A 26,457-nucleotide genomic window follows, 5' to 3' on the forward strand; every position below is an offset into this window, starting at 1 on the left:
TGTCCGGGTGTATTGGCGGCCGAACCACCTGGCGGGCAAAAGGGTCCAGCGGCATCGGGACGGCGCTCGGCATCACGGGCGGGGTGCTGGTGCTGCTCGCTGGCGGCGCGTTCCTGGTCAACCGCCGCTGGCCGCTGCCGGATCTGGTGCGCCGCCGCACCCGCCCGTGAGGCCCGGGACTTCGTCCTCCTTGCTCTGCGTCGCTGTCCAGGCGGCGCAGAACAGCACCAGTTTCGAGGTGAAGTTGATCCACAGCAGCAGCGCGACGGGCACCCCGAACGCGCCGTACATGCTCTTCGCCGCCACACCCTGCAGATAGCCGCTGAGCAGCAGCTTCAGCAGTTCGAAGCCGATCGCGCCGGTCAGCGCCGCCACGAGCAGGCGGTGGCGGGTCGGCTCGACGCCGGGCAGCAGGGTCAGGACGTAGAGCAGGAGCAGGAAGTTCGCGAGGACGGCGATCAGGAACGCGGCGATGTGCAGCAGGACCCCGCCCCAGCCGCCCTCGTCGATGCCGGCTTCCTTGGTGATCCAGCCGATCATCGCGGAGGCGACGGCGGAGGCGGCGATGGTGACGAGGAGCGCGCCGCCGAGGCCGATCAGGACGCCCGCGTCCTTGCCGTAGCGCAGGGCGGGGTTCTCCTCGTCGTCGTCGAGGTCCCACACCGCCCGCAGACACTCGCGCATCGAGCCGGCCCAGCTGACGCCCGTGAAGAACAGCAGCGCGCCCGCGATGAGGCCGATCGTGCCGGCGTTGTCCACGAGGCCGGCGATGTCCAGCTGGTCGGAGATGCCCGGGACCTGCTCGGCGAGCTTGTCCTGCAGCTTCTCCTCCTGGCCCGTGCTGAGCGTGGCGGCGGCGATGGTGGCGGACACCGTCAGCAGCGGGAACAGCGCGACGAAACTGGTGAAGGTCATCGCGGCGGCCAGCCGCGTCCACTTCACGCGGTCGAGCCGCTCGTACGACCGCCACGCGTGCGTGATCATCAGCCGCTCCGCCCACGGCCCGATCACCGGGAGTCTTTTCAGCCAGTCCATGATCCGACTCTGCCCTCCGCCCGGAACACCCATGTACGGGTACCCCAGAACCGCAGGACTGTGGCCAGCGCCATACCGATGACCGCGCCGGAGACGGTGTCCGCGCGCTGCGAGGTGAGGCCGAGGCCGTAGTGGCTGACGGCCAGGCAGAGCAGTTGTACGGCGGCTCCGGCGAGGTTCACCGCGAAGAACACGGCGTACGCCCGCAGACCCGGTGCGCGTGCGGTGCGGTAGGTGCCGAGGGCGTTGCCCGCGTAGGCGACCGTGCAGGCGGCCAGGAACGACAGGGACTTGGCGGTGATCGGGTCGAGTCCGGCGGGGCCGCGCAGGGCGGTGAACAGGGCGAGGTCGACGGCGTAGGCGAGGAGACCGACGGTGGCGAAGCCGAGCAGCTCCCGGCGGCCCGGGAGCGTGGGGCTCCGCCACGCGCGCGTGGTCACCAGTTCGCCACGGCCAGGCCGTACATCGCCGCCCAGGCGACGCCGATGAGTGCGAGGGCGCGGTCGCCCAGGACGACGTCCTCGGGTTCGCCGGCCGTGCCGCGGTCGGCGAAGACGGCGTAGCGGAGGATCGCCAGGATGAAGGCGACCATGGACAGTTGGCGCCAGGGCAGGACGCTGGTGTGCGGGACGCCGCCCTCCTCCATGGCCCACAGGCAGTAGCCGAGGACGGCGACGCCGGCCGCGAGCTGCCAGACGAAGCGGAGGTAGCCGGTGGTGTACTCGGTGAGCAACGCGCGGGTGGCGCCCGCCTTTCCGGCCATCTGGACGGCTTCCGAGTAGCGCTTGGCCGACACCATGAACAGCGCGCCGAAACCGGTGGTGATCAGGAACCAGCGCGACAGCGGGATGCCGAGGGCGAGTCCGCCGACCACGGCCCGCATCAGGAAACCGGTCGTGACGACGGCGAGGTCGACGACCAGGACGTGCTTGAGGCAGACGCAGTAGGCCAGTTGCATGGCGAGGTAGGCGGTCAGCAGGGCGGCGACGGCCGGGCCGCACAACCAGGCCGCGGCGGCGGGCGCGAGGACGCCCAGGCAGCCGCCGACGGTGTAGGCGACGGGTACCGGGACCTGCCCGGCGGCGACCGGCCGGTGCCGCTTGACGGGGTGGGCGCGGTCGGCGTCGGCGTCGCGGGCGTCGTTGACGAGGTAGACGGCAGCGGCGCAGGCGGTGAAGAGGCAGAAGACCAGGGCGAGTTGCAGCAGCGCGTGCCGGGAGAAGAGTTCGCCTGCGGCGGCCGGGGCGGCGGCCACGAGGACGTTCTTGACCCACTGCTTGGGGCGCGCGGTCCTGAGGAGACCGGCCAGGAGACCGCCCTTGTGGGGTGGCCCGGGCTGCTCCTCGTGGGTGCGCTGCCGCAGGACGGCCGTCTCAGCCATGGTGGGCGCCTCCCCGCATCCAGCGGGCGCCGAGCCGGGCCGTGAGGGCGCCCAGGGCCGCGCCGGCGGCGATGTCCGTGGGGAAGTGGACGCCGGCCACCAGCCGTGAGACGCACACCAGGCCGGCGAGCGGCGGGACCGCGTGGGCGCCCAGGGCCCCGAAGGCGACGGCGGCGGCCGCCGCTGAGGCGGCGTGCGAGCTGGGGAAGGAGTGCCGGCCGGCGGTGCGCACCAGGGGCTCGACGTGTGCGGGGCGCGGTCGGCGCACGACCCGTTTCACCCCCATGCTGACCAGGTGCGCCCCGGCGGTGAGGGCCGTGCCGCGCAGCCAGGCACCGCGTCGCCCGCCGTCGACGGCGGCTCCGGCGAGCCCCGCCGCCAGCCACAGCGCCGCGTGCTCACCCGCCCAGGACAGGGCACGAGCGGCGTCAGCCACGCGCGGGTCGGTGCCGCACTCCCTGAGCGCCGAAACGATCCGGTGGTCCATGTCGTGCAGGTCGTCGAGGTCGTCCATGTGGACTCACTGTTCACGCCCTTCAGGCCTGAACTCCGGCAATATTGAGCGACATCCCATTAATCACCCATTTCGGGGAGGGATGCCATGTTCGCTAACTATTCGCTCACAGTAGGGCGATACGGTCACGAACATGTCTGCCGACACCGATTCCGACCCGGACGTCATGGGCCTGGACCACACCACCGTCACGGGCTGGGGCCGCACCGCCCCCACCGCCGCTTGGCTGATCCGCCCGCGCACGTACGAGGAGGCCGCGGCGGCCGTCCGGGACTGCGGGGCGCGCGGCGGGATCCCCCGGGGCCTGGGACGGGCGTACGGGGACGCGGCGCAGAACGCGGGCGGGTCCGTGCTCGACATGACGGCCCTGGACCGGGTGCACGCGATCGACGCCGACGGCGGCACCGTGCTGTGCGACGCGGGCGTCTCCCTGCACCGGCTGATGGAGGTGCTGCTGCCGCTCGGCTGGTTCGTGCCGGTCACCCCCGGCACCCGCTACGTCACCGTCGGCGGGGCGATCGGCGCCGACATCCACGGCAAGAACCATCACGTCTCGGGCTCCTTCGCGCGGCACGTGCTCGCCCTCGAACTGCTCACCGCGGACGGCGAGATCCGCACGGTGGTCCCCGGCACGCCGCTGTTCGACGCGACGGCCGGCGGCATGGGCCTGACCGGCGTGATCCTCACGGCGACGATCCGGCTCCAGCCCGTCGAGACCTCGCTGATGTCGGTCGACACCGAGCGGGCGACGGACCTGGACGACCTGATGGCCCGGCTGGCGGCCACCGACCACCGTTACCGCTACTCGGTCGCCTGGATCGACCTGCTGGCCCGGGGCGCCGCCACCGGGCGCGCGGTCCTCACCCGCGGCGACCACGCGCCGCTGGACGCGCTCCCCGCCCGCCTGCGCCGGGACCCGCTGGCCTTCCGCACTCCCCGCCTCCCGGCCACCCCCGCGGTCCTCCCCGAGGGCCTGCTCAGCCGGACGACGGTGGGCCTGTTCAACGAGCTGTGGTACCGCAAGGCCCCCCGCGCCCGGACCGGCCGACTCCAGCGGATCTCCGGCTTCTTCCACCCCCTGGACGGCGTGCCCCACTGGAACCGCGTCTACGGCCGGGGCGGCTTCGTGCAGTACCAGTTCGTCGTCGGCCACGGCCGGGAGGACGCCCTGCGCCGCATCGTGCGCCGCATCTCCGAACGCCGCTGCCCGTCCTTCCTGGCCGTGCTCAAGCGCTTCGGGGAGTCCGACCCGGGCTGGCTGTCGTTCCCCGTGCCGGGCTGGACCCTGGCGATGGACATCCCGGCGGGCCTGCCCGGCCTCGGCGCGTTCCTCGACGAACTGGACGAGGAGGTCGCCGCCGCGGGCGGTCGCGTCTACCTCGCCAAGGACGCCCGGTTGCGCCCGGAGCTGCTCGCGGCGATGTACCCGCGTCTCGACGACTTCCGTGAACTGCGCGCCCGGCTGGACCCGCGCGGGGTGTTCGTGTCCGACCTGGCCCGCCGCCTCAGTCTGTGAGCAACCTCTAGGAGCTGCTGTCATGAAGGACGCCTTCGGCCTCCCCCAGTCCCTGCTCGTCCTCGGCGGTACGTCGGAGATCGCGCTGGCCACCGCCCGCCGTCTGATCGCCCGCCGCACCCGTACGGTCTGGCTGGCCGGCCGCCCGTCCCCCGCGCTGGAGGAGGCCGCCGGTCAGCTGCGCGGCCTCGGGGCCGACGTGCACACCGTCGCCTTCGACGCCCTCGGCCCGGCCTCCCACGAGGCCGTGCTCGGCAAGGTCTTCGCCGAGGGCGACGTCGACATGGTGCTGCTCGCCTTCGGGCTGCTCGGCGACCAGGCCCGCGACGAGCGGGAGCCCGAGGCGGCGGTGCGGGTCGCGCAGACCAACTACACCGGCGCGGTCTCGGCCGGGCTGGTGTGCGCCCGCTCGCTCCAGTCCCAGGGGCACGGCTCGCTGGTCGTGATGTCCTCCGTCGCGGGCGAGCGGGCCCGCCGCGCGAACTTCATCTACGGCTCCAGCAAGGCCGGCCTCGACGCCTTCGCGCAGGGCCTGGGCGACGCGCTGCACGGCACGGGCGTGCACGTCATGGTCGTACGCCCCGGGTTCGTGCGGACGCGGATGACCGCCGGGCTGCCCGAGGCACCGCTGGCGACCACGCCCGAGGCGGTCGCGTCGGCCGTGGAGCTGGGGCTGCGGCGCCGCTCGGAGACGGTGTGGGTGCCGGGGACGCTGCGGGTGGTGATGGCGGCGCTGCGGCACCTGCCGCGCGGGGTGTTCCGGCGGCTGCCGGTCTGATCCGCGGGCGGCTCAGCGGGTGGGGACCGAGCCGCGCTCCACCCGCCCGGCCTGCGGGGGGACCACCGAGCCGCCGAAGGGGAAGTCACGGAGCTTGCGCCAGACGCCGTCGGCGCCCTGCTCGTAGAGGGCGAAGCCGGTGCAGGGCCACTCGGCCTCGTAGCCGGCCAGTTCCTCGAAGGCGCGGTCCATGGCCGGCTCGTCGATGCCGTGCGCCACGGTGACGTGCGGGTGGTACGGGAACTGCAGTTCGCGCGCGGCCGGTCCTGCGGGGTCGCGGACCTGCTGCTGGAGCAGCGTGCAGGCCTCCGCGCCCGCGGCGACCCGGACGAACACCACCGGCGACAGCGGGCGAAAGGTGCCGGTGCCGGACAGCCGCATGGGGAACGCGCGGCCGGCCGCGGCGACCTCGGCCAGATGCGCCTCGACGGCCGGCAGGGCGCTCTCGTCGACCTCTGTCGGCGGCAGCAGGGTGACGTGCGTGGGGATGCCGTGAGCAGAGGCGTCGCCGAAGCCCGCGCGCAGCTGCTGGAGCTCGCTGCCGTGAGGCTCCGGGACCGCGATCGAGACACCGATCGTTACGGTCCCCACTTCGTCTCCTGTCGTGTCAGTGTGGCCGCTGATACGACCACCCGGTTATCGACTGTACGGCCACGACCGGGTTACGGGCAGGCGCAACCGGAGTGATGTACAGCGCTGTTCGGTGGTACGGCCCTGTGCGGGGGGCCGGTTCAGTGCTTGGCGGGCAGGAAGCCGACCTTGTCGTAGGCCTGGGCGAGGGTCTCCGCGGCGACCGCACGGGCCTTCTCGGCGCCCTTGGCGAGGACCGAGTCGAGCGTCTCGGGGTCGTCCAGGTACTGCTGGGTGCGCTCCCGGAACGGCGTGACGAACTCGACCATGACCTCGGCGAGGTCCGTCTTGAGCGCGCCGTACATCTTGCCGGTGTACTTCTCCTCCAGCTCGGCGATGCTCTCGCCGGTGAGGGTCGAGTAGATCGTGAGCAGGTTGCTGACGCCCGGCTTGTTCTCGGCGTCGTAGCGGATCACCGTCTCGGTGTCGGTGACGGCGCTCTTGACCTTCTTGGCCGTGGCCTTCGGCTCATCGAGGAGGTTGATGAGGCCCTTCGGCGTGGACGCCGACTTGCTCATCTTGATCGACGGGTCCTGGAGGTCGTAGATCTTCGCCGTCTCCTTGAGGATGTACGGCTTGGGGAGCGTGAAGGTCTCGCCGAAGCGACCGTTGAAGCGCGTGGCGAGGTCGCGGGTGAGCTCGATGTGCTGGCGCTGGTCCTCGCCGACCGGGACCTCGTTCGCCTGGTACAGCAGGATGTCCGCGACCTGGAGGATCGGGTACGTGAACAGGCCGACGGAGGCGCGCTCGGCACCCTGCTTGGCGGACTTGTCCTTGAACTGGGTCATCCGGCCGGCCTCGCCGAAGCCGGTGAGGCAGTTCATGATCCAGGCGAGCTGGGCGTGCTCGGGGACGTGGCTCTGCACGAAGAGCGTGCAGCGGTCCGGGTCGAGACCCGCCGCGAGGAGCTGGGCCGCGGCCAGGCGCGTGTTCGCGCGCAGGTCCTTCGGGTCCTGCGGGATGGTGATCGCGTGCAGGTCGACGACCATGTAGAACGCGTCGTGGGTCTCCTGCAGGGCCACCCACTGGCGGACGGCGCCGAGGTAGTTGCCGAGGTGGAACGAGCCGGCGGTGGGCTGGATCCCGGAGAGCACGCGAGGTCGGTCAGAGGCCATGCTCACCATTCTCTCAGGTCTCGGGGGCCGATCCGGAACCGGCCGGAAACAGACGGGATCGCGTTCGGGCCCGGCGGTGTAACAAGGGTGTGGGGACACGCAGGGGCACGGAGGGACCGGCACGGAGGGGCTGTCCCGGGCCGGCTCGGGGCGTGGCGGTGCGGAGGCGGAGGGGGAGGGGGACCGATGCGGGCACTGGGCGGAGCGGGCGGAGAGCGGGGCCGGGGCCGGGCGCTGAGCCGTGGTGGGGCGGGAGTGCTGCGCGGTGCTGTGGCGACAGCGCTGAGCCAGTGCGGTGTGGCCGGAGCACTGCGCCAGTGCGGTGTGGCCGGAGCACTGCGCCGTGGTGGGGCGGGAGTGCTGTTGCGTCGTGTGGTCGGAGCGCTGCGCCGTCGTGTGGGGTGGTGTGCGCTGGTGGTGACGGTGGCGGGTGCTCTGGGCGGGTGTGTGGCGGTGTCGTCGGCCGTGGCTCTCCCTGTGCGGCCTCGAGACGTTCCGGACGTGGCGATGGTCGTCGCGGGCGGCACGGGGCGGACGACGGCGGTGCGCTCGGGAGAGCCGGCCTTCGCCCGGCTGTGGCAGCTGCTCGAGCCCACGTTCCAGGGGACGGAGCGGGTTCCGGAGGAGTGGACGGAGGGGAACTTTCCGCAGGTGCGGCTGACGGTCGTCTGGGGGCTGTCCGGAGTCGGCGGCTGGCCCACCACCAACCGGCCGCCGGGCGGGGACGTGGCCGTCGAGCGGCAGGACCAGCTGGTGGTGGCCGAGGACGGCACGCCCTGGGTGCGGTCGGATCCGACGCCCGCCGTGGAGGACGACGACATCCGCTGGCACCGGGCGCCGCGGTCGCTCTTCGACCGGCTGGACGGGGCGCGGCTGCTGGGTGACCTGGGGGGCGGGCCCGTCGCGAGCACGGCCGCCGCCGACCTGCCCGGGACGCGGAGTGAGGTCCGCTGGGCCGTGACGGCAGGGGCGCTGGGGCTCGCGACCGGTGCCGGCGGCACGCTGCTGATACGCCGCGCGGCGGCCCGGCGGGAAGCCGGACCGCCGCGGGAGGAGCCGCGTCAGGTGCTGATCGACCTGGACGAGTGACGAGCCGCGGGCGTCAGCCCAGGTCGATCTCCGGGTACAGCGGGAAACCGGCCACGAGGTCGGTGGCGCGGCGGGAGATCTCGTCGGCGATCTTCGCGTCGAGGACGTGGGACGCCTTGGAGGGGGCGCCCGACTTGGTCGTGCCCGGCTCCGTGGTGGTGAGGACCCGGTCGATGAGGCCGGCGACCTCGTCCATCTCGGCGGTGCCGAGGCCCCGGGTGGTCAGGGCGGGGGTGCCGATGCGGATGCCGGAGGTGTACCAGGCGCCGTTCGGGTCGGCGGGGATGGCGTTGCGGTTGGTGACGATGCCCGAGTCGAGCAGCGCTGCCTCGGCCTGGCGGCCGGTGAGGCCGTAGGAGGAGGCGACGTCGATCAGGTTCAGGTGGTTGTCCGTGCCGCCGGTCACCAGGGTCGCGCCGCGGCGCATCAGGCCTTCGGCGAGGGCGCGGGAGTTGTCGACGATGCGCTGGGCGTAGTCGCGGAAGGACTCCTGGCGGGCCTCCGCGAGAGCGACCGCCTTGGCGGCCATGACGTGCGGGAGCGGGCCGCCGAGGACCATCGGGCAGCCGCGGTCGACCTGGTCCTTCAGCGAGTCGTCGCACAGCACCATGCCGCCGCGGGGGCCGCGCAGCGACTTGTGGGTGGTCGTCGTGACGATCTGGGCGTGCGGGACCGGGTCGAAGTCGCCGGTGAGGACCTTGCCCGCGACCAGGCCGGCGAAGTGCGCCATGTCGACCATGAGCGTCGCGCCGACCTCGTCGGCGATCTCCCGCATGATCCGGAAGTTCACCAGACGGGGGTAGGCCGAGTAGCCGGCGACGATGATCAGCGGCTTGAACTCGCGGGCGGAGGTGCGCAGCGCCTCGTAGTCGATGAGGCCCGTGGCCGGGTCCGTGCCGTAGGAGCGCTGGTCGAACATCTTGCCGGAGATGTTCGGGCGGAAGCCGTGGGTGAGGTGGCCGCCGGCGTCCAGGGACATGCCGAGCATGCGCTGGTTGCCGAAGGCCTGGCGCAGCTCGGACCAGTCGGCGTCCGTGAGGTCGTTGATCTGGCGGACGCCGGTCTTCTCCAGGAAGGGCACCTCGACGCGGGCGCCGAGGACGGCCCAGAAGGCGACGAGGTTGGCGTCGATGCCGGAGTGCGGCTGGACGTAGGCGTGGCGGGCGCCGAAGAGTTCCCTGGCGTGCTCGGCGGCGAGGGACTCCACGGTGTCGACGTTGCGGCAGCCGGCGTAGAAGCGGCGGCCGATGGTGCCCTCGGCGTACTTGTCGCTGAACCAGTTGCCCATCGCGAGGAGGGTGGCCGGGGAGGCGTAGTTCTCCGAGGCGATCAGCTTGAGCATCTCGCGCTGGTCGGCGACCTCCTGGCCGATGGCGTCCGCCACGCGGGGTTCGACGGCGCGGATCACGTCGAGGGCGGCGCGGTAGGCGGTGGAAGCGGTGGAGAGGGGCTCGGCTGACATGTGTGGACCTCCGGACGTTGCGTTCAGCGTTCACGGTACGGCCCAGGCGCACGGCTCTCTCTGCTCGGGCCGCTCCCCGATGGTTGGTCCCATCCCAGCGCGCCAGTCACGGCCCTCGGTCAGCCTACCGGGTGGGGTGGGCGGGGAGTGTCTGGCGGGTTGCTCTTCGGTGCCGAGTGCGGGTGCGTGGGGGCTTGTCGCGCAGTTCCCCGCGCCCCTTTCAGGGGCGTGTCCCTCCCGGCCCCGTCTAAAGGATCACGTGGGGCAGGAATCTCGCGTACTCGTCCGTTATCAGGCCCGACGATTCCCGGATGCCCAGGCCCGCCGACTCGTTCTCCACCACCCACGCGCCCAGGACCACCCGGTTGCCGTCGAAGTCGGGCAGGGGGGCCAGCTGCTGGTAGCAGCAGGGCTCGTCGCGGACGGTGGGGGTGGATCCGGGGTCGTGGATCGTGACGCCCGCGCCCTCGCGACCGAGGAGGGGCTTGGCGACCCAGCCCTTCGTGGACAGGTCGCGAGGGCCGTCCAGGTAGGCCGGGAGGAGGTTCGGGTGGTCCGGATACAGCTCCCAGAGGATCGCCAGGAGCGCCTTGTTGCTGAGGAGCATCTTCCAGGCCGGTTCTATCCACAGGGTGGAGCCCGTGCCGCCGCCGTTGTCGAGGGTGTCCAGGACGTGGTCCGCGAAGCGGTCGGTGGTGAGCCATTCCCAGGGGTAGAGCTTGAAGATGCTGCGGATGAAGCGGAGGCGGTTGTCGACGAAGCGGCCGGAGAGGCGGTCCCAGCCGATCTCCTCCATGGCGATCCAGTCGGTGGCCATGCCCGCCTGCTCGGCCGTCTCCTTGAGGTAGGCGACCGTCATCATGTCCTCGCCGAGTTCGTCGGCGGAGGAGTACGCGAAGTACAGGGGGCTGCCGGGCGGGAGGAGGGCGGCCTGCTTCTTCCACGCGTCGATGAGGCGTTCGTGCAGGGAGTTCCACTGGTCGGCGCCGGGGAAGCGGTCCTCCATCCAGAACCACTGGGGGGACGCGGCCTCGACCAGGGAGGTGGGGGTGTCGGCGTTGTACTCCAGGAGCTTGGCCGGGCCGGTGCCGTCGTAGCGGAGGTCGAAGCGGCCGTAGACCGAGGGGAGTTCGGCTCGGCGCTGCCAGGCCTCTGCGACCCTGCGGGCGACCCGGGGGTCGGTGATGCCGAGGTCGGCGAAGCGGTCCTCGGCGACGATGTGGCCGGCCGCCGCCAGGCACATGCGGTGGAGGTCCTCGACGACCTCTTCGAGGGCCTCGATCTCCTCCAGCGAGAAGACGTAGTACGCGCTCTCGTCCCAGTAGGGGCGCAGGGAGTCGTCGGGGTAGCGGGTCAGGGGGTAGATCAGGCCCTGTTCCTCGACGGTCTGCTGCCAGCCGGGGCGGGGTTCGACGGTTCTGCGTTCCATCGGCCGTGTCCGCCCGTCAGCCGCCGCCGCTGCCGGAGCCGGAGCAGCCGAAGCCGCCCCGGTCGACGGCCTCGCTGCGGCTGAAGGTGCCGTGGTCGGCGTAGCCGCCGCTGACGTCGGCGTCGTAGTACCAGTCGGCGTCGGAGCTCCTGGTCTTGCCGGACTTCTTGCGGCCCTTGCCCGAGGAGGAGGTGCCGGACGAGCAGTTCTTGTCGGCGACGATCTTGTAGCCGTTGATGTAGTCGTAGCTGTCCCGGTCCACGCAGCGGCGGTCCGGGTCGGAGCCGCAGGCGGACAGGGCCGCCGCGAGGACGCCCATGCCGCCCAGCACCACCGTGCTCGAGCGCAGCCGTCGCCGTGTTTCAGCCATGTGCGTGTCTCCCCGTGTCTCCCCGTCGTGCACTGACAGACGGTCAGCCTAGAGATCGGTGAGAGCCGGCCCGCATGGCCCCCCGTGCGCGACCGCTCCCCTACTGTCCGTTTGTGCTCTTTGGAATGGTGTGCGCCCTTGGTGCGGCGGTCTGCTTCGGTACGGCGACGGTGTTGCAGGCGATCGCCGCGCGGTCGGCGGCGGCGACCGGGCCGGGCGGGGAGGTGGCGCTGCTGTGGCGGGCGCTGCGGCAGTGGCGGTATCTGGCCGGCCTCGCGCTGGACGGGCTCGGCTTCGTGCTGCAGGTTCTGGCGCTGCGGTCGGTGCCGATCTACGCCGTGGGGGCGGCGCTGGCCGCGAGCCTCGCGGTGACGGCCGTGGTCGCGGCGCGGCTGATCAGGGTGCGGCTGAGCCGCGTCGAGTGGGCGGCGGTGGCGGTGGTGTGCGGCGGGCTCGCGCTGCTGGGGCCGGCTTCGGGGGCCGAGGGCGACGAGCCGGGGCCGGGCTGGCTGAAGTGGGCGATGCTCGGGGCGGCGGCCGGGGTGCTGCTGCTCGGGGCTGCGGCCGGGCGGCTGCCGGAGCGGGGGCGGGCGCTGACGCTCGGGCTGGGGGCGGGGCTGGGGTTCGGGGTGGTGGAGGTGTCGGTACGGCTGATCGACGGGTTCTCGGCCGGTGAGCTGTTTCCCGATCCGGCGACGTACGCGCTGCTGTTCGGCGGCGGGGCGGCCTTCCTGTTGCTCACCACGGCCCTGCAGCGCGGGTCGGTGACCACGGCGACGGCCGGGCTGGTGCTCGGGGAGACCGTCGCGCCCGCGCTGATCGGTGTGGTGTGGCTCGGGGACCGTACGCGGCCGGGGCTGGGGTGGCCGGCGATCCTCGGTTTCGCGGTGGCGGTGGCGGGGGCGCTGGCGTTGTCGCGGTTCGGGGAGGCGCCGGTGGAGGCGGAGGAGCACGCCGTCGTACCGCGGTGAGGGACGGCGCTTTCCGGCTGTCGGAAGTGCGCACCATCGGGGGCGATCTTGCGAACAGCCGGAAAATTGTTTGTTGAATCTTGAACGCGGGGTGAGCGCTTTCCGTAAGGGACGGCGTGACCAGTAATCCCGTCACGGTCACCGTGGCCTATCGCGTGTCGCCGGGCCGTGCGGCCGACTTCCACTCCTGGGGGTGGGCCATGCTGGGCGCGACCGCGCGGCAGCCGGGATTTCTGGGGGGTGGGGTACTTGTCGACGGAGGGGCGGAATGGCATGTCGTCTATCGCTTCGCCAGCGAGGGTTCGGCCCTGGCCTGGGAGAAATCAGACTCTCGGGAGCGGTGGGACGCCCGGCTGGAGGGGGTCGCCCGGGAGGCGGAGCGCCGGAGGGTGCCGGGCGCCCGGGCCTGGTTCGACGCGCAGACGCTGACACCCGCGCCACCGGCGCCGCCGTCGAAATGGAAACTGTGGTTCGTGAATATGAGCGCGGTTTTCCCGCCGGTACTCCTGTTCAATCTGACGGTTCTTCCCTATCTCGGTGACCTCAATGCACTGTTTCGCACGCTGTTGCTGTGTCTGTGTGTGACGGCCCTCGTCACGTGGATTCTCATGCCTCGGCTGCAGCGTTTCTTCAGGAAATGGCTGTACCCGTCGCTCCAGGCACTGCGCGGCCGGCACAAACGCCGGGCCACATAGGCCCGCGAACGAACAGAGGGAGGTGGGCGGGTGAAGACCCTGCTCATCGACAATTACGACTCGTACACGTACAACCTGTTCCAGCTGATCGCCGAGGTCAATGGCGAGGAGCCGGTGGTGGTCCGGAACGACGCGCCCGTCGAGGGTCTCCCCGACCTCCGGGCGTTCGACAACCTCGTGGTCTCCCCCGGCCCCGGTCACCCGGGCGAGGCGCGTGACTTCGGCATCGGGGGCAGGCTGCTCGCGACCTCCCCGGTTCCGGTGCTCGGGGTGTGTCTGGGGCATCAGGGCATCGCGCTCGGGGAGGCCGGTCTGGTGACGCCCGCTCCGGAGCCGCGGCACGGGCATCTGTCCACGGTCCGGCACGACGGACGGGACCTGTTCCACGGGCTGCCGCAGCACTTCACCGCCGTCCGCTACCACTCCCTGGCCGTGCGCGAGCCGCTGCCGGAGACGCTGGAGGCCACCGCCTGGGCGGAGGACGGCGTCCTGATGGGGCTCCGGCACCGCAGCCGGCCGCTGTGGGGGGTGCAGTTCCATCCCGAGTCGGTCCTCACGGAGTACGGGCACCGCATGCTCGTGAACTTCCGGAACCTCACCGCCCAGCGGGCCGGCAAGCTGCGCACGAAGAACACGGCCGTGCCGTCGCACGAGGGGATCCGGCGGCGTCCGGGCGTCCCCGAGTGCGACACGGGGGTGTGGCGGGCGGGGACGGTCCCCTCGGACACCGGGCGCCCGCGCAAGCCCGCGACAGCGGCGGTCTTCCAGGTCGCCGCGGTCTCCCGGGCGGCTGTCGTCCCCCTCGGCGCGGCGAAGGCTTCGGGCGGGGCCGGTCCGGCGCACGGCGTCGTCCCGGCCGGGGAACACAACGGGACCGCCTCGGCGCACAGGGGTGCCCCGGCCGCGGGGCAGGACGGGATGGCCTCGGCGCACAGGGGCGTCCCGGCCGCAGGGCAGGACGGGATGGCCTCGGCGCACAGAGGCTTCCCGGCCGCAGGGCAGGACGGGACCGCCTCGGCGCACAGGAGTGTCCCGGCCGAAGGGCAGGACGGGACCGCCTCGGCGCACAGAGGCTTCCCGGCCGCAGGGCAGGACGGGACCGCCTCGGCGCACAGAGGCTTCCCGGCCGCAGGGCAGGACGGGACCGCCTCGGCGCACAGAGGCTTCCCGGCCGCAGGGCAGGACGGGACCGCCTCGGCGCACAGAGGCTTCCCGGCCGCAGCGCAGGACGGGACCGCCTCGGCGCACAGGAGTGTCCCGGCCGCAGGGCAGGACGGGGCCGGTTCGGCGCACGGGGGCGTCCCGGCCGCAGGGCAGGGCAGGCCCGTCGGGGTCGGTGCGTCCGCCGCCGCGCATGCGCCCTCCGTCGGTTTCCCCCGGCCCCGTCGTCCCGGGCGGGTCGGGTATCGGCTGCACACCCGGCGGATCAGCGGTGCCGTCGATGCCGAGGCGGTCTTCGGGCGGATGTTCGCGGGGTCGCCGCGGGCCTTCTGGCTGGACAGTTCGCTGGTCGAGCCGGGGCGGTCGCGGTTCTCGTTCCTCGGGGACGACCAAGGGCCGCTCGCCGAGTTCGTGCGGTACGACGTCGCCGCCGGGCAGTGTGAGATCGAGCGGGCGGGCCGGCCGGTGCGGCGGGTCAGGGCGAGTGTCTTCGACTACCTCAAACGGCAGTTGACGACCCGCCGGGTGGACGCGACCGGGCTGCCGTTCGACTTCACCGGCGGCTACGTCGGCTACTTCGGCTACGAGGTGAAGGCCGACTGCGGCTCGGCCAACCGGCACCGCTCCTCCGTCCCGGACGCCGCCTGGCTGTTCGCCGACCGGGTGATCGCGGTGGACCACGAGGAGGGCTTCACCTACGTCGTGTGCCTGGCGGAGGACACCCCGCAGGCCGGGCGGGAGGCCGCCGACTGGCTGGACGGGGTGCTGGCCGTCCTCTCCTGCGTGGCGACGGAGCGGTCCCCGCTGCCCGCGCCGCCGGCCCCGGCCGACCCCGGCGCCGCCGAACCGTGGCTGGTGCGCGACCGGGCGACGTACCTCGCGGACATCGAAGCCTGCCGACAGGCGTTGCGGGCGGGCACCAGCTACGAGGTCTGCCTGACGAACGCCGCCCGGCTGCCCGCGCCGCCCGACGCGCTGGAGTTCTACCGGACGCTGCGCCGCGACAACCCGGCCCCGTACGCGGCGTTCCTGAGGTTCGGGGAAGTGGAGGTGGCCGGTTCCTCGCCCGAGCGGTTCCTGCGGATCGGCCGGGACGGCACCGCCGAGGCCCGGCCCATCAAGGGCACCGCGCCCCGGGGCGACGGGCCGGAGGAGGACGCCCGGCTGCGCGACGCGCTCGCGGCGGACGCCAAGACCCGGGCCGAGAACCTGATGATCGTGGACCTGCTGCGCAACGATCTGGGGCAGGTCTGCCGGACCGGGACCGTAAGGGTCTCGCAGCTGATGGCCACGGAGACGTACGCCACCGTGCACCAGCTGGTGTCGACCGTTGAGGGCAGGCTGCGGGCCGGTACGGACGCGGTGGACTGCGTGCGGGCCTGCTTCCCGGGCGGGTCGATGACCGGCGCGCCGAAACTGCGCACGCTGGAGATCATCGACTCGCTGGAGACCGAGGCCCGCGGCGTCTACTCCGGAGCCCTGGGCTACTTCGGGTGCGGCGGCGGAGCGGACCTCAGCATCGTGATCCGGACCGCCGTCCTCGCCGCGGGCCAGGTGCATCTGGGGGCGGGCGGCGCGATCGTGCTCGGCTCCGATCCGGAGGCCGAGTACGAGGAGATGCTGCTGAAGACGGCGGCCCCGATGCGGGCCCTCCATCAGCACACCGCCGGCCGGATGCGCCGGCAGCCGCCGGGGCAGAAGGCCGGTGCGGCCGGGGAGGCCCGGCGATGACCAGTCCGCAAGCCACGTTGAGCCCGGCCGGGACCGGGGTGCCCGGGAATCTCGCGGCCCACCTGGCGGAACTCGCCGAGCGGCGTGGATGGACCGGGCGGACCGCCTTCCACCAGGGGCACCGCGCCTGGACCCACGGTGAGGTGCACGGCCTCGCCGCCCGCGCGGCCACGGTGCTGGCCGCCCACGGGGTGCGCCCCGGCGACCGTGTGCTGCTCGCACTGCCGGACTCCCTCGCCTGGGTGACGGCCTTCCTCGCCACCGCCCGGCTCGGGGCCGTCGCGGTCCTGGTCAACCCCGAACTCCCGGCCGCCGACCACGCGTTCCTGGCCGAGGACACCGACGCCGTGCTGTGTGTGACGGGGCCGGGCCTGGAGGGACGGTTCGACGGCCGGGCGGGGCTCGGTGCCGACCAGCTGATGGCCCTGGCCCCCGCCGCCGAGCCGGCCCCTGCGCACCAGGTCGACGCGCACAGCCCGCTCTACGTGCAGTACACCTCCGGCACCACGGGCCGCCCCAAGGGCGTCGTGCACACGCACGGCGATCCCCGCACGTACCACGACCTGGTCGGGCGGCGGGTGCTGCGGATCACGGCGGAGGACGTCACCCTGTCGGTGTCGAAGCTGTTCTTCGCCTACGGCTTCGGCAACGCGTTCGTCTTCCCGCTGTTCTCCGGCTCGTCCGCCGTCCTGGTCGACCGGCGGCCCTCTCCGGCGGCCGTCGACGAGCTCGTGGCCCGGCACCGGGTGACGCTGCTGTACTCCGTGCCGTCCGCGTACGCCGCGCTGGTCGCCGAGCGGGGCCACGGGCACGAGGGCTGCTTCGCCTCGGTGCGGGCGGCGGTGTCGGCCGGTGAGGGGCTGCCGGAAGGGCTGGCCCGGCAGGTGACCGCGCTGCTGGGCGCTCCGGTGCTGGAGCAGATCGGCTCCACCGAGGCCGGTCACGCGTTCTGCGCCAACGGGTTCGCCCACAACCACCCGGGCACCGTGGGGCTTCCCGTCCCCGGCTTCGAGGTGGAGCTGCGCGACCGCGACGGGCATCCGGTGCCGGACGGCGACGAGGGCGAGATGTGGGTGCGCGGGCCGACGGTGACACCCGGCTATCTCGACCGGCCCGAGGAGACCGCCCGGACCCTCGTGGGCGGCTGGCTGGCCACGCGCGACCGGGCCCGCCGCGAACCGGACGGCACGTACCGGCATCTGGGGCGCGTCGACGACATGGAGATGGTCGGCGGCATCACCGTCTCCCCGCTGGAGGTGGAGGCCGTGCTGCGCGGTCATCCGGCGGTGCGGGAGGTTGCGGTCGCGGCGGTTCCCGACGGGCGCGGCGCGAGCCGGCTGCGGGCCTTCGTGGTCCCCGCGGCACCCTTACAGGACGGTCTGGCGGACGAGTTGACCGGCCTGGCACGCGAGAGCCTCGCCGCGTTCAAGGTCCCCCGCAGCGTCAGCTTCGTCCCGTCGCTGCCCCGCACTCCGACCGGGAAGCTCCGCCGTCATCTGGTCCGCAAGGGCGCCTGGTGAACACCACGGAGAGGAACGACCCCATGAGACAGCACCTGCTCGCCGACCGAGGGTTCTATCTGGGACCGGTCTTCCGGCGTGCGGCCGACCGGCACGGGGCGGTCTTCGTCACCCTCGACCGGCCGCTGGACGTCGCTCCGTCCCTCGGGGCCGACCTGAGTTACACCGTGCTGGCCGAGGTGGTCGAGGAGATGTCGGGCCGGTTGTGGGAGGCCGGGGTACGGCCCTCGGAGCAGGTCGTCGTGCACAAGGCGGACAACGTCGACATCATGCTGCTGACCTGTGCCGTCTCCCGTATCGGGGCCGTGCCCGTGCTGCTGTCGCCCGCGCTGGCCCCGGAGGTGGCCGGGCAGCTCCTCGCGCGGCTGCGGCAGCCCTGGCTGATCACCGACGCCGCGACGCTGGACGGCCTGAAGGACATCGCCCTGTCCGGGCTCGTGCGGCGGACGCTGTCCGTGGACGACGCGCCCCGTGCCGAGCCCCTGGCCAAATACACCGGCGCCGAAACGCCCCCGCCCGTCCGGCTCCACCCTGGCGACCCCGCCCTGATCACCCACAGCTCGGGCACCACCGGCGTCCCCAAACTCGCCGTGCACTGCGCGCGGACCATGTGGAACCGGCTCGTGCCGCAGCAGGCCATGGGCTGGCCCACCCGGGGCGAGACGGCCGCGCTGCACATGTCGTTCGTGCACTCGCGCTTCTACCACCTGCTCGGCGTGCTGCTGCACTTCGGCAGCCCGCTCGTGCTGATCACCGACCCGGACCCGGCCGCGGTCGGCCCGCTGCTGGTCCGGCACCGGCCCGGCATCGTGGAGACGCACCCCAACACGTTCGTGCTGTGGGAGGAACTGGCCGGCGCGCCCGGGGCGCCGCTGTCCCGGGTCAGGTCGTACGGCTCGACGTTCGACGCGATCCATCCGCGCACCGTGCGGCGGCTGCTGGACGCCTCGCGGCGCCGTACGCCCTGGCTGATCCAGCTGTACGGGCAGAGCGAGACGGGCCCGGTGGCGTTCCAGGTGGTGACCCGGCGCAGTGCGGCCCGGGCGGACGGGCGCCGGGTCGGGTTCGGGATACCCGGCTTCACCCGGGTCCGGGTCACCGACGCCGAGGGCGCGCGGGTCCCGCCCGGTACCCCGGGCCGCATCGAGGCGCGCACGCGGGGCCGGATCCTCACCTACCTCGGCATGCCGGACCGTTACGACCGTCAGCTCACCGACGGCTGGTGGGAGATGGGTGATCTGGGCTACCGGGACCGGCTGGGCGCGCTGTACCTGATCGACCGTGAGGTCGACCGGATCGACGCGGTGCACAGCAACCTGGAGGTGGAGGACGCCCTGATGTCGCGGCTGGAGGAGTTGCGCGAGGTCGTGATCGTGCCGGGGGCGGACCGCGAGCCGGTGCCGGTGGTGTGCGTGCGCGGCGAGCGGCCCCTGGACCCGGAGCGCTGGCGGCGGGCCACGGCCGGGCTGCCGGCGATGGCCGAGCCCCGGCAGTGGCGGTTCGAGGAGCTGCCGATGACGGCGACCTGGAAGGTGAAGCGGGTGGAGATCGCCCGGATGCTCGCCGAGGGTGTGCGGGCATGACCCCGGTCGTGGTCGTGGGGGCCGGACCGGTGGGCCTGTCGGCGGCCCTCGCGCTGCGGGCGCACGGCCTGCCGGTCACGCTGCTGGAGGCCGATCCGCAAGGCCGTGAACGGCCGGGCAGCCGGGCCCTGTTCGTGCACCGGGAGACCCTCGCCCTGCTGGACGCGATGCTGCCCGGCCTCGCCGCCGAGATCACCTCGTACGGGCGGACCTGGCACACCAGGCGCACCCTCTACCGGGGCCGTGAGGTCTACGCCCGGACCTTCCCTCCCCCGTCCGGACCGCCGCCCTTCACCAGCCTGCGCCAGACCGACACCGAGCGGTTCCTGCGCGCGGCCTGTGAGCGGGCCCGGGTCGACTTCGTGTGGGACGCCCGCGTGACGGGCGTGCACAGCACGGACAGCGACGTACTGCTGACGGGTGCGGACGGGCGGGAGTGGAGCGCTTCCCGTGTCGTCGCCGCGGACGGGGCCCGCTCCGCGGTCCGGCGCGCGCTGGGCATCGAGCTGGAGGGCACCCGCGGCGAGGGCTTCCACGTCGTCGCGGACGTCGCCGATGTGCCGGGCGCCGAGCTGCCGTGGGAGCGGGTCTTCCACTACGAGCATCCCGGGACCGGCGGGCGCAGCGTGATGCGGGTGCCGTTCACCGGGGGCTTCCAGGTCGACCTGCAGTGCCGCGACGAGGACCGGCCGGAGGAGTTCGGCCCCGAGGAGGCCGTACGGCGCTGGCTGCCCGCGATCGTCGGGGACGGCTACGGCGAGCGGATCCTGTGGGTGTCGACGTACCGCTTCGTGCGCAAGGTGGCGGCCTCGTTCACCGATCCGCACCGGCGGGTGCTGCTGGCCGGTGAGGCGGCGCATCTCTTCCCGCCGTTCGGGGCGCGCGGGATGAACAGCGGGATCGCGGACGCGGCGGCCGCCGCCGAGGCGATCGCCGCCGGGACCGGCGAGGCGGTCACGCGCTATGCGGAGGTGCGGCGCGCGGCGGGCCTGTTCAACAGCGCCGCGGCCGGTACGGCCCTGGACCATCTGCGGCCGCGCCGCCGGGCCGTCCGGGTCAGACAGCGGGCCGCGGCGGCCCTGGCGCCGGTGCTGCCCTGGTGTGGATCCTGGCTGGAGCACGCGCCGTACGGGCCCCGGCACGGGGCGCCCGCGGTCGCGGGCCGCACGTACTGAGGAGGACCCTCGTGGTGACGGGACCGGCGGTGGCGCGGGCCGCACGTACCGAGGCCGGCCCTCGTGGTGACGGGACCGGCGGTGGCGCGGGCCGCACGTCCGCACGTACTGAGGAGGACCTCGTGGTGACGGGACCGGCGGTGGCGGAGGGCCTGTGGGCGTGGACGCCCGGTGGGGGGCCGACCCCGGCCCCGGAGCGGACGGACGGGGGACGGCTGCTCGTGGCGGACTCCTGGCTGCTGCGCGAGGGCCGGGTGCGGGCCTACGCCCGGCATCGGGAGAGGTTCTCGCGGTCCTGCGGTGACTGCGGCGGGCCCGAGCCGCGCCGGCTTGCGGAGTTCTGGCAGGACGTGACCGCCGTCCTGCCGCGGACCGGGGTGTGGTTCCCCCGGGTGGAACTGGCGGCGGGTTCCCTGGAGTTGCGGCTGCGGCTGCGGCCCGCCCCGCCGCTCGGCACCGGGGTGCGCCTCTGGGCGGCGGGCCAGTCCGATCCGCGGACCGTGCCCCGCCGCAAGGGCCCGGACCTGGACGCCCTGGCCCGGGTACGCCGCCGGGCCAGGGGTGAGGGCGCCCAGGAGGCGGTGCTGATCGCCCCCTCGGGCACGGTCCTGGAGTCGGCCACCGCGGGTGTCCTGTGGTGGGAGGACGACACCCTGTGCCTGCCCCCGCCGCGGCTGCCCGTCCTGCCGAGTGTGACGGCCGGGCTGGTCCAGGAGCGGGCGCTGCGCTCCGGGTTCCGGATCGCGCACCGGGAGCGGACCGTGGCCGAACTGGACGGCTGTGAGGTCTGGCTGGTGAACGCTTTGCACGGCATCCGGCCGGTGACGGGCTGGATCGGACGGCCGATGCGGGTCCCTCCGGCGGAACGGGCCGGGGAATGGCGGGAATGGCTGGAGAGCCTTATGGAGCCGCTTCCGGCCGATTGAACCGGAGGAAAGGAACGACGCCGGATCGAATTCGATCCGGCGCCCTTTCCGCTGCCCTTTTCAGTTCTTCGGGACCATGCGCGTCGCTATCGCGATCCGGTTGTAGGCGTTGATGACGGTCGCCGTCCAGATGAGGGCCGCGATCTGGTTCTCGTCGAACACCGCGGCCGCCTCGGCGTAGACCGCGTCCGGGACGCGACCGTCGTGGACCAGCGTCACGGCCTCGGTCAACGCCAGGGCGGCCCGCTCGCGTTCGGTGAAGAAGGGCGTCTCCCGCCAGGCGTTCAGGGTGTGCAGGCGCCGCTCGGTCTCGCCCTGTTCGCGGGCGTCCCTGGTGTGCAGGTCGAGGCAGAACGCACAGCCGTTGATCTGGGAGGCCCGGATCCTGACCAGTTCCAGCAGTTCAGGTTCGAGCTTGGCGTCCTGGGCCGCGGAAACGGCGGCGGCATGCAGGGAGCCCATTGCCGCGGAGACGTCGGGGGTGATTTCCTTCAGGGCGACGCGGGATATCGGAGAACGTTCACTCATGGGGTGACCATATCCTTCTACCGGCATTCCGGAGGGTAATTCGCGTGATTATCCGGGCAGTACCGCACACAGTGCGTCCAGCGCCCCCGACCAGGCGTGGTCCGGCGGAGTGCCGTATCCGACGACCAGGGCGTCGACGGGCTCGGCCCGCGCTGCGGGGTGGGTGTAGCGGGCGAGTCCGTGGAGCGCGAGACCCCGCCAGTGCGCCGCCTGGACCACCGACTGCTCGGTGCCCGGCGGCAGCCGCAGCAGGACGTGCAGACCGGCCGCGATGCCGCTGACGCGGGCCTGTGGGGCCCGGGCCGTGACGGCGGCGACCACGGCGTCGCGGCGCCGCCGGTAGCGCAGTCGGGCCGCGCGGACGTGCCGGTCGTAGGCACCGGACGTGAGGAACTCGGCCAAGGTCAGCTGGTCCAGCACCCCGCACGTGTCGACGCCGCCCTTGGCCGCCGCGACCTCCTCCGCGAGGCCCGGCGGCAGCACCATCCAGGCCAGCCGCAGCCCGGGCGCGAGGGACTTGCTCGCCGTGCCCAGGTGGACCACCCGGTCGGGGTCCAGGCCCTGCAGCGCGCCGACGGGCTGCCGGTCGTAGCGGAACTCGCCGTCGTAGTCGTCCTCCAGCACCAGCCCGCCGGTGCGCCGCGCCCAGTCCACGACGGCCGTACGGCGGTCGCGGTGCAGGGGTACGCCCATGGGGAACTGGTGGGCGGGGGTGAGGAGGACCGCGTCGGCTCCGGGCAGCCCGGCCGGGTCCGTGCCGAGCCGGTCGAACGGCAGCGCGGCGGTGTCCAGGCCGGAGCCGGTCAAGATCCTGGCGTGCGCGTCGAGGCCGTACGACTCGACCGCGACGGTCCGCGCCCCGCGCGCCCGCAGGACCGTGCCGAGCAGCTTCAGACCGTGCGCGAACCCGGCGCACACCACGATCCTTTCGGGGTCGGCGCGCACCCCCCGGGCCCGGGAGAGGTACCCGGCGAGCGCGGCCCGCAGCTCGGGGCGGCCCCGCGGGTCGCCGTAGTCGAGGGCGTGGTGAGGGGCGGCGGTCAGGGCGCGGCGGGCCGCCTTGATCCACTCCGCGCGCGGGAAGGACGTGAGATCCGGACTGCCGGGGCGCAGATCGTAGGCCGGGCGGGCCGGAGTGCGCGGGTGGGGTGCGGTGCCGGTGGGCGGCACGACCGTCCGCTCGGCGACCCGGGTGCCCGAGCCCTGCCGGGCGGTGAGCCAGCCCTCGGCGACCAGGTCGGCGTAGGCGTCGGCGACGGTGTTGCGGGCGATCCCCAGGTCGGCCGCGAGTGCGCGGGAGGACGGCAGCCGGGTCCCGGGTGCCAGCCGCCCGGAGCGCACGGCCTCGCGCAGGGCGTCGGTCAGCCCCCGGCGCAGGCCCGGCCCGGTCGGCTCCACATGAAGGTCGAGCCCCAGAGTGGCCCATGATTCCGCCATGGAAATGGACCATACTCCTGGGCTGCTTTGTTCCTAGGGTCGAGGGCATGACGACGCACACCGACGAAACGACGGCCCCGGAAAGCGTGGAGTACGCCCCCGAACAGCCCGCCCGCCTGGAGTGGGCCAAGCACGTGCCCGAGGTCTACAAGGCGATGGTCCGGCTCGACGTGGCGGCCCGGCGGGGCCTGGACCCCAAGCTGCTGGAGCTGGTGAAGATCCGCGCCTCGCAGATCAACGGCTGCGCGTTCTGCCTCGACATGCACAGCAAGGACGCCCTCGCCGCCGGGGAGAGCGTCGAGCGGATCATCCAGCTCGGGGCGTGGGAGGAGTCGCGGCACTTCTACTCCGCGAAGGAGCTCGCGGCGCTGGAGCTGACGGAGGCGGTGACGGTACTGACGCACGGTTTCGTACCGGACGAGGTCTACGACAACGCCGCGAAGCACTTCGAGGAGGCCGAGCTGGCGCAGGTCATCGCCGCGATCACGGTGATCAACGCCTGGAACCGGTTCGGGGTGACCTGCCGTATGGTGCCGGGGCACTACGAGCCGGGGCAGCACAAGTGACGGCCGGGAGGGCACGTACGACGGGCAAGGCCGGCGTGTTCCGCGCCCTGCACCACCACCGGGCGCCCGGCGACCCGCTCGTGCTGCCCGGGCCCTGGGACGCGGCCAGCGCGCGGGTGTTCGCCGAGGCCGGGTTCCCCGCGCTCGCCACGCCCAGTGCGGGGGTCGCCGCCTCCCTCGGGTACGAGGACGGTCAGGTCCCGGCCGACGAGATGTTCGCGGCGGTCGCCCGGATCGCCCGGGCCGTCGATGTGCCGGTGTCGGCGGACGTGGAGGGCGGGTACGGGCTCGCCCCGAAGGACCTCGTGGAGCGGCTGCTGGAGGCGGGGGCGGTCGGCTGCAACCTGGAGGACTCCGCGGACGGGGTGCTCAAGGACCCGCGGGCGCACGCCGACTGGCTGGCCGAGGTGCGGGAGGCGGCCGGTGACCGGCTGTTCGTCAACGCCCGCATCGACACCTTCTCCCGCGGAGTGGACGATCCCGGCCCGGCCATCGAGCGGGCCGCGCTGTACGTCGCCGCCGGAGCCGACTGCGTGTACCCGATCGGGGCCCCGCCGGAGATCCTGCCGCTGCTGCGGGCCGGCATCCAGGGGCCGGTCAACGTGGGGGCCCCGGTCGACGGTGGCCCCTCACCCGCCGAACTCGGCGCGCGAGGGGCCACCCGGATCACCTTCGGGCCGGGGCTCCAGCGGCGGGCCGCCCGCGCACTGCGGGAGATCGCCGCTCAGTTGACCTAGCGGACGTCAGGACAGCCACTTCTTCCACGTGGACTTGTGGCTGTCCACCCACTTCTTCGCCGCGTCCTCCGGCGTCATCTTCTGGTCGGCGATCATCAGGGAGACCTCGTTCTGGTCCTCGGTCGTCCACTTGAACTTCTTCAGGAAGGCCGCCGCCTTGCCGCCGCTCTTCGCGAAGTCCGCGTTGAGGTACTTCTGCAGCGGCGTGTGCGGGTAGGCGCAGGCGACCTTCTCCGGGTCGGCGTCGCAGCCCTCCTTGTACGCCGGCAGCTTCACCTCGGTCATCGGGACCTTCTTGAAGAGCCACTGCGGGGAGTACCAGTAGGTGAGGAAGGGCTTCTTCTCCTTGGCGAACTGCTTCATCTGCGTGATCTGCGCCGCCTCGGACCCGGCGAACACCACCTGGTAGTCCAGCTTCAGGTTCTTCACCAGCGCCTTGTCGTTGGTGACGTAGGACGGCGAACCGTCCATCAGCTGGCCCTTGCTGCCGCTCTCCGGCGTGCGGAACTGGTCGGCGTACTTGTTGAGGTTCTTCCAGTTCGTGATGTCCGGGTGCTTCTTGGCGAAGTACGTCGGGACGAACCAGCCGATGTGGCCGGTGACGCCGAGTTCGCCGCCGGGCGCGATCGTCTTCTTGTCCTTGACGTAGCGCTGCTCCTGCTCGGGGTGGCCCCAGTCCTCCAGGAGCGCGTCGACGCGGCCCTGGCTGAGGGCGTCCCAGGCGGGCACCTCGTCGACCTGGACGGTGTCGACGCGGTAGCCCAGCTCGTGCTCCAGGAGGTACTGGGCGACGGCCACGTTCGACTGGGCGCCCACCCAGGACTGCACGGACAGGGTCACGGTCTTGGAGCCCTGCGCGTTGGCGAAGGGCGAGGCCTGCTTGGTCATGTCGGCGGCACCACAGCCGGTGAGCAGCGCCAGGGAGCTCACCGCGGCGACCGCGGCGGTCGTACGGATCCGCATGTCAGGCTCCCTTCTTCGCGCGGCGTTCGGTGGGCTGGGTCACCCGGTCGAGCATCAGGCCGAGGCAGACGATCGCCGCGCCGGCCACCAGACCGGTCGCCAGGTCGCCCTGGGCGAGGCCGAAGACGACGTCGTAGCCGAGGGCGCCACCGCCGACCAGGCCGCCGATGACGACGACGGCGAGGACCAGCACGAGGCCCTGGTTGACGGCGAGCAGCAGCGCCGGGCGGGCCAGCGGGAGCTGCACCTGCCGCAGCTGCTGCCAGCTGGTCGCGCCGAGCGAGCTGGAGGACTCCAGCGCGGCCGGGTCGACCTGGCGCAGGCCCTGGGTGGTGATGCGGACGACGGCCGGCAGCGCGTAGACGATCGCGGCGGCGACGGCCGGGGCGCGGCCGACGCCGAACAGGGCGACGACCGGGATCAGGTACACGAACTGCGGCATCGTCTGGAACACGTCGAGGACCGGGCGCAGTGCCCGCTCCAGGCGGTCGCTGCGGGCCGCCGCGATGCCGACGGCGAAGCCGACGACCAGGGTGACGGCGACGGCCGCGAGGACCTGGGAGAGGGTGTCCAGGGACGGCTTCCAGACGCCGAGGACGCCGATCGCGGCCATGGCGAGAACGGCCGTGAGCGCGGTGCGCCAGGTGCCGATGACCCAGGCCAGGGCGGCGACGATCAGCAGGACGCCCCACCAGGGCAGCGCCTGCAGGCCGTCGCGCATCGGGTCGAGGACCCAGGTGGTGAAGTGGCCCGCCCAGTCGGCGGTGCCGCCGACGACGGGGACGCCCGAGTACAGGTGCGCGGTCATCCAGTCGACGGCGCGGTTGACGGGCTCGGCGATGCCGACGACCCAGGCGTCGGGCCAGTCGAGGCGGCCCGCGAGCCGCCCGGCGACCGCCACGACGACGACGCCGGCGAGGGCGTAGAGCCAGCCGCGCCCGCTGTGGGGTTCGGGTTCGGCGCCGAGCTTCTCCCCCGCCGCGCCGGTGACGCGGTCCAGGACGACGGCCAGCAGCACGATCGGGATGCCGGCGGCGAGCGCGGCACCGACGTCGACCGAGGCCAGGGCCTGGTAGACGCGGTCACCGAGACCGCCTGCGCCGATGACGGCCGCGATGACGGCCATGGACAGCGCCATCATGATC

25 protein-coding genes and 1 riboswitch are annotated in these 26,457 nt (G+C 73.1%); of the genes, 12 read left to right on the forward strand and 13 right to left on the reverse strand.

The features are described 5' to 3' along the window. Positions 1–117 precede the first annotated feature (117 nt). The 4 genes from ABT116_RS20795 to ABT116_RS20810 are packed head-to-tail and all read right to left on the reverse strand — an operon-like array spanning position 118 to position 2,930. Positions 118–1,035, reverse strand: a complete 918-nt coding sequence (locus ABT116_RS20795; protein WP_351635890.1) for a YihY/virulence factor BrkB family protein — start codon at positions 1,033–1,035, stop codon at positions 118–120. Beyond that, on the reverse strand, positions 1,023–1,475 hold the full coding sequence (locus tag ABT116_RS20800; RefSeq protein WP_351635893.1) for a GtrA family protein: 453 nt from the start codon (positions 1,473–1,475) through the stop codon (positions 1,023–1,025). The genes ABT116_RS20795 and ABT116_RS20800 overlap by 13 nt, the downstream gene beginning before the upstream one ends. Next, positions 1,472–2,416, reverse strand: coding sequence for a decaprenyl-phosphate phosphoribosyltransferase (locus ABT116_RS20805; RefSeq protein WP_351635895.1), 945 nt, complete (start codon positions 2,414–2,416; stop codon positions 1,472–1,474). The genes ABT116_RS20800 and ABT116_RS20805 overlap by 4 nt, the downstream gene beginning before the upstream one ends. Continuing rightward, positions 2,409–2,930 (reverse strand): phosphatase PAP2 family protein, encoded by a 522-nt coding sequence (locus ABT116_RS20810; RefSeq protein WP_351635898.1) that lies wholly within the window; start codon positions 2,928–2,930, stop codon positions 2,409–2,411. Before ABT116_RS20810 ends, ABT116_RS20805 begins: the two co-directional genes overlap by 8 nt. 133 nt (positions 2,931–3,063) lie before the next feature. On the opposite strand from ABT116_RS20810, the gene dprE1 reads away from it, so the two are divergent. Continuing rightward, positions 3,064–4,446 carry a decaprenylphosphoryl-beta-D-ribose oxidase gene (gene dprE1 / locus ABT116_RS20815; RefSeq protein ID WP_351635901.1) on the forward strand — a complete coding sequence of 461 codons (1,383 nt, stop codon included), beginning with the start codon at positions 3,064–3,066 and terminating at the stop codon, positions 4,444–4,446. Between the two features lie 22 nt (positions 4,447–4,468). Next, on the forward strand, positions 4,469–5,224 hold the full coding sequence (gene dprE2, locus ABT116_RS20820) for a decaprenylphospho-beta-D-erythro-pentofuranosid-2-ulose 2-reductase (RefSeq protein ID WP_351635904.1): 756 nt from the start codon (positions 4,469–4,471) through the stop codon (positions 5,222–5,224). Between the two features lie 12 nt (positions 5,225–5,236). Here dprE2 and ABT116_RS20825 read toward each other — a convergent pair whose 3' ends face one another. Next, positions 5,237–5,815, reverse strand: a complete 579-nt coding sequence (locus ABT116_RS20825; RefSeq protein ID WP_351635907.1) for a 2'-5' RNA ligase family protein — start codon at positions 5,813–5,815, stop codon at positions 5,237–5,239. Positions 5,816–5,955: 140 nt separating this feature from the next. Beyond that, positions 5,956–6,969, reverse strand: a complete 1,014-nt coding sequence (gene trpS, locus ABT116_RS20830; protein ID WP_351635910.1) for a tryptophan--tRNA ligase — start codon at positions 6,967–6,969, stop codon at positions 5,956–5,958. 507 nt (positions 6,970–7,476) lie between these two features. Between trpS and ABT116_RS20835 the strand changes: the two genes are divergently transcribed. Further along, on the forward strand, positions 7,477–8,058 hold the full coding sequence (locus tag ABT116_RS20835) for a hypothetical protein (RefSeq protein ID WP_351635956.1): 582 nt from the start codon (positions 7,477–7,479) through the stop codon (positions 8,056–8,058). Positions 8,059–8,071: 13 nt separating this feature from the next. On the opposite strand, the gene ABT116_RS20840 is transcribed toward ABT116_RS20835, so the two are convergent. The 3 genes from ABT116_RS20840 to ABT116_RS20850 all read right to left on the reverse strand — a co-directional run bounded on the left by ABT116_RS20840 (position 8,072) and on the right by ABT116_RS20850 (position 11,319). After that, entirely contained in the window at positions 8,072–9,520 is a 1,449-nt protein-coding gene (locus ABT116_RS20840) for a glycine hydroxymethyltransferase (protein WP_351635913.1), read from the reverse strand. Between the two features lie 33 nt (positions 9,521–9,553). Further along, a riboswitch (ZMP/ZTP riboswitch) is annotated at positions 9,554–9,640 on the reverse strand. Between the two features lie 127 nt (positions 9,641–9,767). Continuing rightward, positions 9,768–10,949, reverse strand: coding sequence for a glutathionylspermidine synthase family protein (locus tag ABT116_RS20845; RefSeq protein WP_351635916.1), 1,182 nt, complete (start codon positions 10,947–10,949; stop codon positions 9,768–9,770). Positions 10,950–10,965: 16 nt separating this feature from the next. Next, a complete protein-coding gene (locus tag ABT116_RS20850; RefSeq protein ID WP_351635919.1) occupies positions 10,966–11,319 on the reverse strand; it encodes a hypothetical protein in 354 nt (117 codons plus the stop codon). A 125-nt stretch (positions 11,320–11,444) separates the two neighbouring features. On the opposite strand from ABT116_RS20850, the gene ABT116_RS20855 reads away from it, so the two are divergent. The 7 genes from ABT116_RS20855 (at position 11,445) to ABT116_RS20885 (ending at position 21,081) form a co-directional block, all read left to right on the forward strand. Beyond that, complete coding sequence (locus ABT116_RS20855; RefSeq protein ID WP_351635959.1) at positions 11,445–12,290, forward strand: DMT family protein; 846 nt, start codon at positions 11,445–11,447, stop codon at positions 12,288–12,290. A 116-nt stretch (positions 12,291–12,406) separates the two neighbouring features. Beyond that, positions 12,407–12,985, forward strand: coding sequence for an antibiotic biosynthesis monooxygenase (locus ABT116_RS20860; RefSeq protein WP_351635922.1), 579 nt, complete (start codon positions 12,407–12,409; stop codon positions 12,983–12,985). A gap of 30 nt (positions 12,986–13,015) precedes the next feature. Beyond that, positions 13,016–15,877 (forward strand): aminodeoxychorismate synthase component I, encoded by a 2,862-nt coding sequence (gene pabB / locus ABT116_RS20865; RefSeq protein WP_351635925.1) that lies wholly within the window; start codon positions 13,016–13,018, stop codon positions 15,875–15,877. Then, a complete protein-coding gene (locus ABT116_RS20870) occupies positions 15,874–17,397 on the forward strand; it encodes an AMP-binding protein (protein WP_351635928.1) in 1,524 nt (507 codons plus the stop codon). The genes pabB and ABT116_RS20870 overlap by 4 nt, the downstream gene beginning before the upstream one ends. Positions 17,398–17,420: 23 nt before the next feature. Next, positions 17,421–18,980: a class I adenylate-forming enzyme family protein gene (locus tag ABT116_RS20875; protein ID WP_351635931.1), complete on the forward strand. Its 1,560-nt coding sequence runs from the start codon at positions 17,421–17,423 to the stop codon at positions 18,978–18,980. Next, positions 18,977–20,155 carry an FAD-dependent oxidoreductase gene (locus tag ABT116_RS20880; RefSeq protein WP_351635934.1) on the forward strand — a complete coding sequence of 393 codons (1,179 nt, stop codon included), beginning with the start codon at positions 18,977–18,979 and terminating at the stop codon, positions 20,153–20,155. The genes ABT116_RS20875 and ABT116_RS20880 overlap by 4 nt, the downstream gene beginning before the upstream one ends. Before the next feature lie 125 nt (positions 20,156–20,280). Continuing rightward, positions 20,281–21,081 (forward strand): aminotransferase class IV, encoded by an 801-nt coding sequence (locus ABT116_RS20885; protein ID WP_351635962.1) that lies wholly within the window; start codon positions 20,281–20,283, stop codon positions 21,079–21,081. Positions 21,082–21,141: 60 nt separating this feature from the next. Here the strand turns inward: ABT116_RS20885 and ABT116_RS20890 are convergent, their stop codons facing one another. Beyond that, a complete protein-coding gene (locus ABT116_RS20890) occupies positions 21,142–21,609 on the reverse strand; it encodes a carboxymuconolactone decarboxylase family protein (protein WP_351635937.1) in 468 nt (155 codons plus the stop codon). Between the two features lie 48 nt (positions 21,610–21,657). Continuing rightward, the gene (gene pdxR / locus ABT116_RS20895; protein WP_351635941.1) at positions 21,658–23,046 is read right to left on the reverse strand and encodes a MocR-like pyridoxine biosynthesis transcription factor PdxR; all 1,389 of its coding nucleotides are present in this window, start codon (positions 23,044–23,046) and stop codon (positions 21,658–21,660) included. 47 nt (positions 23,047–23,093) lie between these two features. Between pdxR and ABT116_RS20900 the strand changes: the two genes are divergently transcribed. Together ABT116_RS20900 and ABT116_RS20905 are read left to right on the forward strand one after the other, a co-directional pair. Beyond that, on the forward strand, positions 23,094–23,612 hold the full coding sequence (locus ABT116_RS20900; protein WP_351635944.1) for a carboxymuconolactone decarboxylase family protein: 519 nt from the start codon (positions 23,094–23,096) through the stop codon (positions 23,610–23,612). Beyond that, entirely contained in the window at positions 23,609–24,349 is a 741-nt protein-coding gene (locus ABT116_RS20905; protein WP_351635947.1) for an isocitrate lyase/PEP mutase family protein, read from the forward strand. Before ABT116_RS20900 ends, ABT116_RS20905 begins: the two co-directional genes overlap by 4 nt. Before the next feature lie 6 nt (positions 24,350–24,355). On the opposite strand, the gene ABT116_RS20910 is transcribed toward ABT116_RS20905, so the two are convergent. Both ABT116_RS20910 and ABT116_RS20915 read right to left on the reverse strand, forming a co-directional pair. Continuing rightward, the gene (locus ABT116_RS20910; protein ID WP_351635950.1) at positions 24,356–25,312 is read right to left on the reverse strand and encodes an ABC transporter substrate-binding protein; all 957 of its coding nucleotides are present in this window, start codon (positions 25,310–25,312) and stop codon (positions 24,356–24,358) included. Position 25,313: 1 nt separating this feature from the next. Beyond that, the coding region (locus tag ABT116_RS20915; RefSeq protein ID WP_351635953.1) for an ABC transporter permease subunit at positions 25,314–26,457 on the reverse strand (1,144 nt) is incomplete at its 5' end.

Origin of the sequence: Streptomyces sp. NPDC002130 (genome assembly GCF_040296465.1) — a bacterium.
In the GTDB taxonomy this organism is placed as follows: Bacteria; Actinomycetota; Actinomycetes; order Streptomycetales; family Streptomycetaceae; genus Streptomyces.